Annotated in this window: 14 protein-coding genes; 6 read left to right on the top strand and 8 right to left on the bottom strand. The window is 29.9% G+C overall.

Annotation, left to right across the window (positions count from 1 at the left end; genetic code table 11):
• Positions 1-13: 13 nt before the first annotated feature.
• From ACQ65T_RS00070 to ACQ65T_RS00055, 4 genes are all read right to left on the bottom strand, one after another.
• A complete protein-coding gene (locus ACQ65T_RS00070; RefSeq protein ID WP_430399080.1) occupies positions 14-292 on the bottom strand; it encodes an HU family DNA-binding protein in 279 nt (92 codons plus the stop codon).
• A 175-nt stretch (positions 293-467) separates the two neighbouring features.
• Positions 468-1,415 (bottom strand): methionyl-tRNA formyltransferase, encoded by a 948-nt coding sequence (fmt, locus tag ACQ65T_RS00065; RefSeq protein ID WP_430399079.1) that lies wholly within the window; start codon positions 1,413-1,415, stop codon positions 468-470.
• Positions 1,415-3,304, bottom strand: a complete 1,890-nt coding sequence (locus ACQ65T_RS00060) for a RecQ family ATP-dependent DNA helicase (RefSeq protein WP_430399078.1) — start codon at positions 3,302-3,304, stop codon at positions 1,415-1,417. The genes fmt and ACQ65T_RS00060 overlap by 1 nt, the downstream gene beginning before the upstream one ends.
• Positions 3,305-3,318: 14 nt before the next feature.
• Positions 3,319-3,852, bottom strand: a complete 534-nt coding sequence (locus tag ACQ65T_RS00055; protein WP_430399077.1) for an AAA family ATPase — start codon at positions 3,850-3,852, stop codon at positions 3,319-3,321.
• 131 nt (positions 3,853-3,983) lie between these two features.
• On the opposite strand from ACQ65T_RS00055, the gene ACQ65T_RS00050 reads away from it, so the two are divergent.
• The 4 genes from ACQ65T_RS00050 (at position 3,984) to ACQ65T_RS00035 (ending at position 7,112) form a co-directional block, all read left to right on the top strand.
• The gene (locus ACQ65T_RS00050) at positions 3,984-4,268 is read left to right on the top strand and encodes a DUF493 family protein (RefSeq protein ID WP_430399076.1); all 285 of its coding nucleotides are present in this window, start codon (positions 3,984-3,986) and stop codon (positions 4,266-4,268) included.
• A gap of 4 nt (positions 4,269-4,272) precedes the next feature.
• Entirely contained in the window at positions 4,273-4,959 is a 687-nt protein-coding gene (locus tag ACQ65T_RS00045) for a DUF4290 domain-containing protein (protein ID WP_430399075.1), read from the top strand.
• Between the two features lie 9 nt (positions 4,960-4,968).
• On the top strand, positions 4,969-6,279 hold the full coding sequence (gene murA, locus ACQ65T_RS00040; RefSeq protein ID WP_430399074.1) for a UDP-N-acetylglucosamine 1-carboxyvinyltransferase: 1,311 nt from the start codon (positions 4,969-4,971) through the stop codon (positions 6,277-6,279).
• 65 nt (positions 6,280-6,344) lie between these two features.
• The gene (locus ACQ65T_RS00035) at positions 6,345-7,112 is read left to right on the top strand and encodes a sulfite exporter TauE/SafE family protein (protein ID WP_430399073.1); all 768 of its coding nucleotides are present in this window, start codon (positions 6,345-6,347) and stop codon (positions 7,110-7,112) included.
• A 46-nt stretch (positions 7,113-7,158) separates the two neighbouring features.
• Here the strand turns inward: ACQ65T_RS00035 and ACQ65T_RS00030 are convergent, their stop codons facing one another.
• The 4 genes from ACQ65T_RS00030 to ACQ65T_RS00015 form a co-directional block, all read right to left on the bottom strand.
• Complete coding sequence (locus ACQ65T_RS00030; RefSeq protein ID WP_430399072.1) at positions 7,159-7,587, bottom strand: hypothetical protein; 429 nt, start codon at positions 7,585-7,587, stop codon at positions 7,159-7,161.
• A gap of 54 nt (positions 7,588-7,641) precedes the next feature.
• Positions 7,642-10,107: a DUF5686 and carboxypeptidase regulatory-like domain-containing protein gene (locus ACQ65T_RS00025; protein WP_430399071.1), complete on the bottom strand. Its 2,466-nt coding sequence runs from the start codon at positions 10,105-10,107 to the stop codon at positions 7,642-7,644.
• 54 nt (positions 10,108-10,161) lie between these two features.
• On the bottom strand, positions 10,162-10,575 hold the full coding sequence (gene aroQ, locus ACQ65T_RS00020) for a type II 3-dehydroquinate dehydratase (RefSeq protein WP_430399070.1): 414 nt from the start codon (positions 10,573-10,575) through the stop codon (positions 10,162-10,164).
• A 69-nt stretch (positions 10,576-10,644) separates the two neighbouring features.
• Positions 10,645-11,187: a porin family protein gene (locus ACQ65T_RS00015; RefSeq protein ID WP_430399069.1), complete on the bottom strand. Its 543-nt coding sequence runs from the start codon at positions 11,185-11,187 to the stop codon at positions 10,645-10,647.
• 305 nt (positions 11,188-11,492) lie between these two features.
• Here ACQ65T_RS00015 and ACQ65T_RS00010 point away from each other — a divergent pair, with 305 nt between their 5' ends.
• Both ACQ65T_RS00010 and xerD read left to right on the top strand, forming a co-directional pair.
• Positions 11,493-12,086: an outer membrane beta-barrel protein gene (locus ACQ65T_RS00010; protein ID WP_430399068.1), complete on the top strand. Its 594-nt coding sequence runs from the start codon at positions 11,493-11,495 to the stop codon at positions 12,084-12,086.
• Positions 12,087-12,161: 75 nt separating this feature from the next.
• The gene (gene xerD / locus ACQ65T_RS00005) at positions 12,162-13,061 is read left to right on the top strand and encodes a site-specific tyrosine recombinase XerD (RefSeq protein ID WP_430399067.1); all 900 of its coding nucleotides are present in this window, start codon (positions 12,162-12,164) and stop codon (positions 13,059-13,061) included.
• Positions 13,062-13,259 lie beyond the last annotated feature (198 nt).

Here is a 13,259-nt window from a genome sequence, read left to right as displayed (position 1 = left end):
AAATAATAGTTAATTATTTTTTATTTACAGCTCCGTCTAAATCAGCACCAGCTTTAAATTTTACTACATTTTTTGCAGCAATTTTGATAGTTTTTCCAGTTTGAGGATTTCTACCATCTCTTGCAGCTCTGTTAGAAACTGACCAAGATCCAAAACCTACTAATGAAACTCTTCCACCTTTTTTAAGTGTACCACCTACGTTTTCTAAAAAAGATTCTAAAGCTAATTTAGCAGCTGCTTTTGTAATTCCAGCAGAAGCTGCCATTGCATCGATTAATTCTGATTTGTTCATAATAAAAGTGTTTATATTTGGTTAAACTTATTTAATTCTTTACAAATTTAGTAGTATAACTGAACTATGCAAGTGTTTAGTGTGTTTTTAGGTTGAAATGTTAATAAAACAAGGTAAATGTTAATAACATTTGTTGTTTTTTAATATTTTACGTGAGTACTAGTGTTTTCAAGGGTTAGATTACCATAGCATTTTCGGTCAATTGTATTCCGTTTAATAATTCATGAGTCTTCATTTTTTTCTTTCCTGGGAATTGTAATACTTTAATTGAAAGCATTCCTTTTTTTACAGCAATAGATAATTCTTTTTTAGAGGTTATAACTGTTCCTATTTTTAATTGGTGTTCTTCTTCTGTAAATATTGATTCATAAATTTTCATATTCCATTCATTTTCATTGTCTTTTAAAATAGTCCAAGAAGCAGGATATGGCGATAATCCTCTAATATGATTATGGATTTCAACTCCAGATTTATTCCAGTCAATTTTACAATTGTCTTTATTTAGTTTATAAGCTGTTTTGGTTATTAAACTATCATCTTGTTGTTGAGGTTTAGCATTGCCTTTTTCTATTAGTTCTAAGCTTTCTATAACTGCTTTACTTCCTATTTCTATTAACCTGTCGTGTAATTCTCCTGCTGTTTCATTTTTAGAGATAGAAGTTTCTGATTGAAGAATCATTGCTCCTGTATCAATTTTGTCATCAATAAAAAATGTAGTTACTCCTGTTTTTTCTTCTCCATTTATAATCGCCCAGTTAATTGGGGCTGCGCCTCTATATTGAGGAAGTAAAGATGCGTGTAGATTGAATGTTCCAAGTTTAGGCATTTTCCAGACTACTTCTGGTAGCATTCTAAATGCAACTACAACAAATAAATTTGCGTTAAGCGATTTTAGTTCTTCGATAAATACTTCATCTTTAAGGTTTGTAGGTTGTAGGAGTCTTAAATTATTTGTAACAGCATAATCTTTTACGGCGCTTGTACTTACTTTTTGTCCTCTTCCAGCTGGTTTGTCGGCAGCTGTAATTACTCCTACAACTTCATATTTATTTTGACAAATAGTATCTAAAATTCCTACTGCGAACTCTGGAGTTCCCATGAATACAATTTTTAATTTTTCCATTATATGAGCGTGTATTGATTTATGTTGTTAATTTTAATTTTTTCTGATTCTAACAAAACTTGTAAAGCGCTTAAAATTTCTTTTGTAGAAAATGTTAATTGGTTTTCAATTTCACGAGAAGAAATAGGGGCTTCTTTTTCTAATAGTTTTATTATTTGATTCTGAATTAAAGTATTGTCTGTTTTTTTTAATGATATACAATAAGAACAAATTCCGCATTTTTCATCTGTTTTTTCATCAAAATAATTTAAAATGAAATTGGTTTTACATTCTTCATTTTTAATGTAGTGAATAACTTCTTTGAATTGATTTTTTTTTAGGTTATTCTGGTTTTCTAGATATTTTGAAACTCTATTAATGGTTAAGTCGTCTTCTCGTATTTCGTTAAAAGTTATACTACTGTCGTTGTTTAATTTTGAAATTATAATGCAGCCACTTTTCTCTAAATTTTCAAGAGTTTTTACTACTTCTTTTTCTGATACATTTGATTTTTTTGCAATTAAAACAGTGTTTATGTTAGTTTCAATATCAAATATACCAGTATATGTTCGAAGAATATTTGTAATAATATCTTCTTCATTTTTATGAAGACTCATGTAGCGTATAATTTCCTTACTTTCTAATATAAATTGAATACTTGTTTTTTCTGTAAACTCAGTGCTAAGTGAAATGATGCTTTGACGGTCTAAAAATTGTAGAGCATTATATGTTTTCATTACAGGTAGTTTGTACTGACTACAGAAATGATTTAAATTAAACGAAAAATTAAAATTATAACCTTCTCCATAGGCAATTTGAAAAAAGCTGTTTAACTTGTGATAAACGTCTTTCAAAAAAGCTTTGTTGGGTAATACTTCTATAAATTGATTTTTTGCTATTTCAATATCACCCGGACTTGTAATTAATATGGCAAATGCTTTTTCTTCATTCCTTCCGGCTCTTCCTGCTTCTTGATAATAATTTTCAATATTTTCGGGTAATTGAATATGAATAACAGTTTTTACATCTGGTTTATCAATTCCCATTCCAAATGCATTGGTAGCAACCATGGCCTGACATTCGTTGTTCATCCACTTCTTCATGTTTGAGTTTTTATCTTTTACAGATAAGCCTCCGTGATAAAAAGTGCTTGAAAAACCAAGTTTATTTAAATTTTCAGATGTTTCAATACAAGATCTTCTATTTCGAACATAGATAATTGAAGATTGTTTGTTTTTATTTAATATTTGTTCAATTTTATAAAGTTTATCTTCTGTTTGAACTACATAGTAGGATAAGTTTTCTCTTTTAAAGCTACTTGTGTAGGTTGATACGTTCTCTAATTTTAAATTCTCAATAATATCTTTTTGAACTCTTGAGGTCGCTGAGGCAGTTAAAGCAATAAAAGGTGTTTTGTTAAAATGCTGTTTTAAAACGTTTATTTTAAGATAAGCAGGCCTAAAATCATGTCCCCATTGGCTTACACAATGTGCTTCGTCAATTGCAATTAAATTTATCGGCAGTTTTTTTATACGTTCTAAAATCCAGTCTTGCTGAAGTCTTTCGGGAGATAAATACAAGAACTTATAGTTTCCAAATTCGCAATTGTCTAGTAAATCACTCGTTTCGTTTTGGGAAATTCCGCCCAAAAGTGCAATAGCTTTAATGTTTTTTTTCTCTAAGTTTTCTACTTGATCTTTAATTAAAGCAATTAAGGGAGAAATAACCAAACAAATTCCGTTTAGCATCATACCAGGAACTTGAAAACAAATCGATTTTCCGCCTCCAGTTGGTAATAGCGCAAGTGTATCTTTTCCTTCTAAAACATTTTGAATAATTTGTTCTTGAGGTTGTCTAAATTTATCGTGTTTCCAATATTTTTGGAGAATTAATAATGCTTCACTTGACATTCAAATACTAAAAATTAAATTCGTTCAAGAATATACGCTGCTCTTTTTTCTACAGTATCTTTTGGTACTTCTGTAATTTGATATCCAAAATTTTCGTAGGTTTTTACCAAATGATTATGAATTTCTAAAGCCTGCTCAAAGGTTTCATATCGTTCTTCATCACTGGTGTAAATCTCTTTCCATGGGGGAAGCATAAAAACATTAGTGTATTTATGATTAGTACATGTGTCAGTAAAAAAATCAGGATACGTATCTCCAATAAAGTCCATGTATGCAACAACATCTGGTAAACCTCTATCAATGAAAACAATATTTGATTCGTGATTTTGAGCCTCTAAAAATTGCTTTTTCCTTCCTTCTAAAAGTAATTCACTAAAAAGTAATGGGTTTTCAAGAAACAACTGGTCAATACCGTCTTCTTGAGCTTTTTTTATTATTTCTCTTGATATTTCTGGGAAACAAGTATGTCCGTTTTTTATCAACTCATTGATTAAAGTTGATTTTCCAGAACTTGGTCCTCCGATTAAAACTATAATTTCATTTTTCATTCTAAATCTAATATAAAAAAGCAAAAGTAAGTTTTTTTTAAAAATGAGCTGTAATTTATCTATATTAAGCATTTTCAAAATAGTATTTATTAACTTAAAAAAGTATATTTGCTACTTTAAAGATTAGGAAGATGGATAAGAAAACAGAAGAGTTTTATATAAGGTTGAAAGACGAATTAACGAATACTTCTATTTGGCCAACAGAATACTTATACAAATTTATTGTACCTTCAGACAAAGAAAAAGTATTAAAAGTTGAGGATGCTTTTAATAACATGGGAGCAGTTATTAAAAGTCAAAAATCTAAAACAGGTAAATACACGAGTGTATCAATTAGTGTTCAAATGAAAGACCCTGATCATGTTATTGAAAAATACAAAGAAATGTCAACTATTGAAGGAATAATTTCATTATAAAAATATGAATTTTAAAGCAGAAGAAGCAGTAAGCAGTTTAGAATATAATTCTTTAAGGTCTGATTTAATAATACCAGAGTACGGAAGACATTTGCAAAAATTAGTCGATCAAATGGTACTTATTGAAGATAGAGATCGAAGAAATAAAGCGGCTAATTATATTATTTCGGTAATGGGAACTTTAAATCCTCATTTAAGAGATGTTGCCGATTTTCAACATAAATTATGGGATCAGTTATTTATAATGGCCGATTTTAATTTAGATGTTGATTCTCCATATCCAATTCCTTCTAGAGAATTGTTAACTAAAAAGCCTGATAAATTAGCGTATCCTCAAAATTTCCCAAAGTATAGATATTATGGAAATAATATTAAATACATGATTGATGTTGCGAACAAGTGGGAAGAAGGAGAGCTTAAAAATGCATTAGTATTGGTTATCGCTAATCATATGAAAAAATGCTATTTAAGTTGGAATAAAGATACAGTTGAAGATGGCGTAATTTTTAACCATTTATTAGAACTTTCAAATGGTAAAATAAATTTAACGCAAGCAAATGAAGAGCTTTCTCAAACTCATAATTTGATGAAAGTAAACAAAAAGATGTCGAATAAATCGAATTATGGTACTAATTCTAAGAGTATTCATAAAAAGAAAACAGTAAATCCAAAAAATATTAAACGTAAATAATAGTAGTTCATGGGAACATTTCAAATAGAAGGAGGAAAACAATTAAAAGGAGAAATTACACCTCAAGGTGCTAAAAATGAAGCATTACAAGTTTTATGTACGGTTTTGTTAACTTCTGAAAAAGTTACAATTACAAATATTCCAGATATTATTGATGTTAATAAGCTAATAACGTTATTAGGTAATTTAGGAGTAAAAATTAAGAAAAACGGACATGGATCTTATACCTTCCAAGCAGATGAGGTTAATGTTAATTATTTAGAAACAGAAGCTTTTAAAAAAGAAGGTGGTTCGTTAAGAGGTTCAATTATGATTGTTGGCCCACTTTTAGCTCGATTTGGAAAAGGATATATTCCAAAACCAGGTGGAGATAAAATAGGGCGTAGGCGTTTAGATACACATTTTGAAGGTTTCATTAATTTAGGCGCTAAGTTTAGATACAATAGAGAAGATCATTTTTATGGTGTAGAAAATGAAGGAAAGCTTAAAGGTGCTTATATGTTGTTAGACGAAGCGTCTGTTACAGGAACAGCTAATATTGTTATGGCTGCTGTTTTAGCAGAAGGAGTAACCACAATATATAATGCAGCTTGTGAACCTTATTTACAGCAGCTTTGTACTATGTTAAACTCTATGGGAGCAAAAATCTCTGGAGTAGGGTCAAATAAATTAATTATTGAAGGTGTTGATACGTTATCTGGATGTGAACATAGAATTTTACCCGATATGATTGAAATAGGTTCTTGGATTGGTCTTGCGGCTATGACAAGAAGTGAAATAACAATTAAAAATGTAAGTTGGGATAACTTAGGACAAATTCCAAATGTATTTAGAAAGTTAGGTATTACATTAGAGCGTAAAGGTGATGATATTTTTATACCTGCACATACAAATGGTTACCAAATTAAAACAGATATTGACGGCTCTATTTTAACGATTGCTGATGCTCCATGGCCAGGTTTTACACCTGATTTATTGAGTATTGTTTTAGTAGTGGCAACTCAAGCAAAAGGAGAAGTTTTAATACATCAAAAAATGTTTGAAAGCCGCTTGTTCTTCGTAGATAAGTTAATTGACATGGGCGCAAAAATTATTCTTTGTGATCCACATAGAGCTATTGTTATTGGGCATAATTTCCAATCGCAATTAAAAGCTACAACTATGTCTTCTCCAGATATTAGAGCAGGAGTTTCTTTATTAATTGCAGCTCTTTCTGCAAAAGGAACAAGTACAATTCAAAATATTGAACAAATAGATAGAGGTTACGAAAGAATAGGAGAACGTTTAACTGCTATTGGAGCAAGTATTGTTCGCGCTTAATGAAATATAATTTTTAATAAATATAAAGGCTAAGTTCAATATTGAACTTAGCCTTTTTTTAGTTTATGGATACATACATTATCATAATTCTTTGTATTGCTTCGTTTGTAGCAGGTTTTGTAGATGCAATAGTAGGTGGTGGTGGGTTAATACAAACCCCTGTTGCCTTAATAGCTTTACCCAACTTAAGTGTTGCTTCAATTATTGGGACCCTTAAAATTCCCGGTTTTAGTGGAACAAGTATTGCTACTATTCAATACCTTAAAAAAGTAAAAGTAGATTGGAAGTTATTCGGAGTAATGGCTATTGTTTCTTTTACATTTGCTTTTATTGGTTCTAGTTTACTAAATGTAATGCAAAACGATTTTATGAAACCCGTTCTGTTTATCATTTTAGTTTTATTGCTTGTTTATACCTATTTAAAAAAGGATTTTGGTCAATTTGAAATAAGTTTACTATCTACAAAACGAAAATATATCTATGCAGTAATTATTTGTATACTCATAGGTTTTTATGATGGCTTTATTGGTCCTGGAACGGGAAGCTTATTAATTATGGCGTTTGTTGCCATTTTAGGATTTGATTTTTTGCAAGCTTCTACAAATGCTAAATTAGTAAACTTGGCAACCAATATTGGTTCAATTACTTTGTTTGTAATTAAAGGGAAGATTGTATGGACAATTGCTATTCCTATGGCTGTTTGTAACGCTACAGGTGCTTTTATAGGTGCACGACTAGCTATATCAAAGGGAAATGGTTTTATTCGAGTTTTCTTTTTGGTAATTGTAGCAATAACGTTATTGCGATTTGGTTACGATGTTTTTATAAAATAAAACCCATTAATTATATAATGGGTCATTTTAATGTTATTTGTTTGAATTAAGATAGCCAATTCTTTTTATCTGAAAATTTAGAAAACCAAAGTAAGAATAGTGCAAAAGCGATTACCATAATTGGCATAATTGCCGCACCAGGACCATATATTGCTACCGAATCAATCACAAATAAATTATGATACATTTGAGCGATAATTCCAATTAAAGATACAATGAATAATACAATGGCAATCTTTTTTCTTAATAAGAGTGCTAATGATCCAAGTAAACCTCCAAATACTGCAATTGCAAAAACAGCAATGACCCAAGATGGAGCAGATGTTATTATAGCTAATTGTTCTTCTGTATACATTGCTTTAAAAGCATCAGTCATGTAAGCTTGTTGAAGGTATTGGTTTACACCCATAGCATTCCATAAAAGCGCAACACCGCTTATTATCCAAAAAGCTTTACTCGGTTTAGTAGTCGACATAATTAATTGTGTTTTGGTTAGTTAAAAACTAAAATACGAAATTTATTTCATTTTTTAAAACTGAACGCCAAACATAACCCCGTCTCCTAAATATCCATTTTGATAAGCTCTAACATAATCAATTCTAAGAAACCTAAATTTTCCAAAGCCAATATTGTCAAAACCAACACTAAATTCTTGATAAGGTTTGGTGTCAGGAACATTAATTTGATTAAAACTTCCTATTAAATTCCATTGTAATTTATTTAGTAAGGGAATTTTATTCATAATATACCCTTTAAAGTTATGCTCAACATGTGTTTCAACATAAGCATCATTAGTTGAATTACTATAGTATGGTAAAAGGTTGAAAGCATTTAAATAATTTCCCCTGAAGTTTACATGCGTTTGATTTCCATTAAAATGTTTGTAGTCTATAAATGAAATAGTAGAGGCATTAAAGAATTTACCTGCTTTTAATCTAAGTGCAAAATTTCCTTTATTACCTATAGACTTATCATAGTCAATTCGTCCAGAAATAAAATCATAAGTATAATTAGAATTTGAAGCTGAAAAGGCTTTTTCGTAATTGAAACTTAAAACTGGATAATTTTCATTTGGAACATTTAATTTTCCGTCTGGGCGTGAAATGTATTTTTGACCAAATAAAATACGTGTTCCAATATTGAACTTCATAATATGATGAGGTGCAAAAGGAATACTAAATTCATCTGTTGGATTTAAAGGATTATTTGAACTGTAAAGATCATCAGATTGTATAAAGGTATAATCAGTATTGTTAAATAATGCATGTCGGTTTTCATATTCTAGGCTGGTGTTCATAAAAAGTCCATTGGTAACTTCCATACCGTATACGGTTTTTACAAATTCTTTATTGTACAATTTCATGAAATTGTTTTTAAATAAAAGTGTACTTAAAGTATTAATAAAAGGAGCAATTGGTTCACTATTGTTTATTTGAGAAACTGCGCTACCACCACTTAGGGAAAAATTTGCATAATTTTTGTTGTTAAATCGATGATAAAGCCGCGCTTGAACTCTCAGTCTGTCTTCTGCAAAGCCATAATTAAAAGTTGATAATATTGAAGTGAATTTACCAGATTCTTCATTCCATTTTCTAAATGAAAATCCACTGTCTAAATTCCAACCTTGTACAGTATTAAAACTTAAGGACGAAAAATTTAAAAGTCCCTGATAATTGAAATTCCATTTGTTATACGTGTCTTTATAACTATATCCAGTAATGATTTTAGTTAACTTAAATTTATTTCCCTTACGGTCAATAGAATCTAAATAGGTTTGAGATTTTCTAATAGTTTGTATGCTGTCTTTTTTAAAATAACTAGAGGTTTCTTCTTCAGTTAAAGGAACAGGTCTAAAGTTATTCCAATATGCATCTTCTTTTTTATTTGCATTTTCTGCAAACGAAACAATTTCATTTCCAAAAGTTTTCTTTTCAAATGAATCTTTGAAAGTATAGTTGCTGAAAACATAGGTAAATTTACCAGTAAATTTCATTCCAAATATTCCTGCGTCAAAATCTAAAGATTGAATGTTTTTAACCCATAAATTATTTTCCTTATTGAAACTAAAATTTTGAATCAATTTCATGGTTTCTAATATAGGCTGTTGCATTCGATAACCTTTTAAGTCTAAATCTAATCCATAAATAGCCCATGTGTCTTCTACAATATAAATATGCCCCTCAAAAACAGGTTCTTTGTCTCTTTTGACCGAGACAGCAATTTTGTTAATTAACTGATTTTTATCGTCGTAAAATGTTCCATCTAGTTTGTATTTGTAATAATTGAATGCATTATCAGCAATAGGGGAAATCATTTTAATACCAAAATCAACATAATTATCATAAAAATCATAATTAGTATTTAAAGCTGTATTGTAACTAAATCCATTGTCATCTCCAGCAACTTTTGATGCAATAATTTCTTCTTTCAAGTTGTCTGGTTTTTCAAATTTTATTTTTGATACCGTTTCTGATAAATAAATAACACCACTTCTTGTAGAGTCTAAACTTCCTTCGAGGTCTCCTATTTCTACACCCATGAATTTTTTAGGAATGTCTTTTGCTTTAAAAATTCCTCTAGAGTAAAAATCTGCTTCAAACTTATCAGTCATAGCACTGTTTATTTTTTTAGCATTAATAGCTTTCTTAATTAACTCATCTGCAGGATTTATTCCATTAGTAACTACTACTTCATTAAGTGTAAAGTTTTCTTCAACTAATTTTACATCTAATAGGTATGGAAACGATTCAACTTCTATATGTTGCTTTTGAGTTTTATAACCTAAATATTGAAAAAGGATATTAACTTTATTACTAGTAGTGTAGTTTAATTCATATTTTCCTATTTCATTTGTCGTTGTTCCAATGTATGTATTTTCTATATATATGTTTACAAAAGGCAAAGGGTTACCCTCCATATCTGTTACAGTTCCTTTTATTTGACTAAAAAGAGTTGCAGAAAAAACACAGAATAAAAGGGTGTAAAAATATTTCATAGGATGTTATTGTTCGTTTGTTATATAGACGAGATTAATAGTGAAAAGGTTGTATTATAAGTAAGCTTCAATGGCCAAATCATAACTCTTTAGTCCAAAACCAATAATTACGCCTTTTGCATTTGGAGATATATAAGATTGATGCCTGAATGTTTCTCTTGAAAAAGTATTAGATATATGGACTTCAATAGTAGGAGTTGAAACCGCTTTTAAAGCATCTGCAATTCCTATTGAGGTATGTGTATATGCACCAGCATTTAATATGATTCCGTCATAATCAAAGCCTACTTCTTGAATTTTAGAAATCAATTCTCCTTCAATGTTACTTTGATAATAAGTCAATTTAATATCAGGATATTTTTGAGTTAATACTTTTATATAGTCATCAAATGAAGTTGAACCGTAAACTTCAGGTTCACGTTTGCCTAATAAATTTAAATTAGGACCATTAATGATTATTATTTTCATGAGTTTGGTTTTCTGTAAAAATAAAAAAAACCATCCGTTTAAGAATGGTTTTTTAAAAGTTTAATAAAATTAAAACATTATACCAATTGAAACTTGTACAACACTATTTTTGGCATCAGCATTTTTAGAAATTTCGGTGAGACCAAGTGAATATCTTGCCTGTGCAAATAGCGTCTCAGTAATTTTTAAACCAAAACCTGCATTTGCGCTAAAATCGAATGTATTGTAATCATTTAAATTAAATTCATCTTTTTTACTCAATAAGAAAGAAGCTTGTGGACCTAGTTCTAATGAAAAAGAATCGGATAAATGGATTTTTAACATTACAGGTAAAGACAGGTAGCCTAATTCATTTTTATATTCATCAATAAAATTTTCATAGGACGCCCCTTGTGTAGAATAAAGAAGTTCTGGCTGTACTGATAGCTTGTTAAGTAAACTAATGTCAGCTACAATTCCTGCATGATAACTTGTAATTGCATCTGTTTGAATGTCAGAACCACTAAGATTAGCGTAATTTAAACCGGCCTTAATACCAAATTTTACAGTTTGTGCATTAGCAATTCCAACCCAAAGGCACAGTATTAATGTAATAAATAGACTTTTTCTCATGATGTTTTAGTTTATTAGTTAACGAATTTTAGTTGTTTTTAGTATTACAATCGATAAAGTGCTTTTTTTAACGATATACGGAATTTGTTGATAGTCAGTGATTTATTAACAATTGTTAATAACTTTTGTTAACAACAAGTCTGTTTTTACCAGTAAAATAGGGGGTTTTATTCGTTTATAACTTTTTGATAATCAATGTAAAAGCCTTTGTTTGTTGAAAAAAATGACAATAAAATGCATTTTTTTGTTAGGTGTTTAAAAAAAATAATATAAATTTGTCTCATAACTTTAAAATTAAACTAAACATGAAAAAAGTTTTATTATCTGCAGTAGCATTATTAACAATAGGTTTTGCTAACGCACAAGAAGAAGCAACGACTTCAAACGGAGGTTTTGCTCAAGGAGATGTATTTGTAACAGGTGCTTTGGTTTTTGGAAGCTCTTCAACTGGTGATGCTAAATCAAATTCTTTTGAAATTGCTCCACAAGTAGGATACTTTGTTACTGAGAACATTGCAATTGGAGGTAAAATTGGTTACATGTCAATGAAAGCTGATAATGGTTCATTTGACACTCAAGACGACGCTGGATTTGGTGTTGGTGCTTTTGGACGTTACTACTTTACTCCATCTAACCAATTTTCATTATTCGGACAATTAGGTTTAGATTACAATTCAATGGAAAACAAATTAGCAGATTTCAAATACAATGTAATTGATGCTGGTTTAGGTTTAGGTATGAACTATTTCGTATCTTCAAACTTTTCTATCGAAGCTGGTGTAGCTGTATTAGGTTTCTCATCTAATGACAACGGTGGAGATGGTGCAGATGCAACTACAAACTTTGGTTTCGGTGGAGACTGGAGAGCTGTAACTTTTGGAGTTAACTACAAATTCTAATTTGTAACCCAAATAATAATCAAAATCCCGCTTCGGCGGGATTTTTTTGTTTAGAATAATTTGTATTTTTGATGCATGAGCAATTGGCAATCTTATTTAAAAGAATATCAAAACTACCTTAAGCTAGAAAGAGGTTTGTCGGCAAATACAATTGAAAATTATTCTTTTGATATTGAAAAACTTATTGCTTTTTTAGTATCTAATTCTATAGAAGTCACCCCAATAACAATTACTGAAGAAATTGTACAACAATTTATATATGAATTGTCTACCAAAGTAAATGCCAGAAGTCAATCGAGAATTATTTCTGGATTAAAAAGTTTTTTTAATTACTTAATTTTCGAAGATTACAGAGTAGATACGCCTATGGAGCTAATAGAAGTGCCTAAAACAGGTAGAAAGCTTCCAGATACGCTCTCAACGTATGAAATAGACCAGTTGATTGCGGCTATTGATTTATCAAAACCCGAAGGGGAAAGAAATAGAGCTATGCTTGAAACGCTTTATAGTTGTGGATTGAGAGTTTCAGAGCTGGTTAATCTTAAATTGTCGGATTTATTTTTTGAAGAAGGTTTTGTAAAAGTGACTGGAAAGGGAAATAAGCAGCGTTTCGTTCCAATTGGTGAAAGTACTGAAAAGTATATTGTTTTTTATAAAGAATTAATTCGTTCTCATCTTCAAATTCATAAAGGTCATGAAGATACTTTGTTTTTAAACAGAAGGGGGAAGCAATTAACAAGGGCTATGGTTTTTACTATTATAAAAGACTTAGCGGTTAAAGTGGGTTTGAATAAAATCATAAGTCCACATACATTTAGACACTCATTTGCAACGCACTTACTTGAAAATGGTGCAGACTTGCGTTCAATACAATTAATGCTTGGACATGAGTCAATAACTACAACTGAGGTTTATATGCATTTAGACAGGAAGTTTCTTACTGAGGTGATTAATAATTTTCATCCAAGAAAATAAGTTTTCAGTTATCAGATTTTAGAAGGCAGTTAACAGAAAATAGAAAGCAGAAGCCCCAAGTTTGTATAAATAAGAAAGTAGTTCGTTCTCAGCGGGGAGAATATATTGCATAAAAAAATCGCGATAAAATGAATTAACGCGATTTTGTATTTATAATTACTGTTTACTAATTATTGAGCACTGAATACTAACTACTTA

It is taken from the genome of Flavobacterium sp., from assembly GCF_965284515.1.
Classification (GTDB): Bacteria; Bacteroidota; Bacteroidia; order Flavobacteriales; family Flavobacteriaceae; genus Flavobacterium.
This window is presented reverse-complemented; position numbering and strand designations above follow the sequence as displayed.

Coding starts and splice junctions, on each gene's coding strand:
- ACQ65T_RS00010 (WP_430399068.1), top strand. CDS start 11,493: ATGAAAAAAGTTTTATTATCTGCAGTAGCATTATTAACAATAGGTTTT.
- ACQ65T_RS00025 (WP_430399071.1), bottom strand. CDS start 10,107: ATGAAATATTTTTACACCCTTTTATTCTGTGTTTTTTCTGCAACTCTT.
- ACQ65T_RS00035 (WP_430399073.1), top strand. CDS start 6,345: ATGGATACATACATTATCATAATTCTTTGTATTGCTTCGTTTGTAGCA.
- ACQ65T_RS00060 (WP_430399078.1), bottom strand. CDS start 3,304: ATGTCAAGTGAAGCATTATTAATTCTCCAAAAATATTGGAAACACGAT.
- ACQ65T_RS00055 (WP_430399077.1), bottom strand. CDS start 3,852: ATGAAAAATGAAATTATAGTTTTAATCGGAGGACCAAGTTCTGGAAAA.
- aroQ (WP_430399070.1), bottom strand. CDS start 10,575: ATGAAAATAATAATCATTAATGGTCCTAATTTAAATTTATTAGGCAAA.
- ACQ65T_RS00030 (WP_430399072.1), bottom strand. CDS start 7,587: ATGTCGACTACTAAACCGAGTAAAGCTTTTTGGATAATAAGCGGTGTT.
- ACQ65T_RS00050 (WP_430399076.1), top strand. CDS start 3,984: ATGGATAAGAAAACAGAAGAGTTTTATATAAGGTTGAAAGACGAATTA.
- ACQ65T_RS00015 (WP_430399069.1), bottom strand. CDS start 11,187: ATGAGAAAAAGTCTATTTATTACATTAATACTGTGCCTTTGGGTTGGA.
- fmt (WP_430399079.1), bottom strand. CDS start 1,415: ATGGAAAAATTAAAAATTGTATTCATGGGAACTCCAGAGTTCGCAGTA.
- ACQ65T_RS00070 (WP_430399080.1), bottom strand. CDS start 292: ATGAACAAATCAGAATTAATCGATGCAATGGCAGCTTCTGCTGGAATT.
- xerD (WP_430399067.1), top strand. CDS start 12,162: ATGAGCAATTGGCAATCTTATTTAAAAGAATATCAAAACTACCTTAAG.
- ACQ65T_RS00045 (WP_430399075.1), top strand. CDS start 4,273: ATGAATTTTAAAGCAGAAGAAGCAGTAAGCAGTTTAGAATATAATTCT.
- murA (WP_430399074.1), top strand. CDS start 4,969: ATGGGAACATTTCAAATAGAAGGAGGAAAACAATTAAAAGGAGAAATT.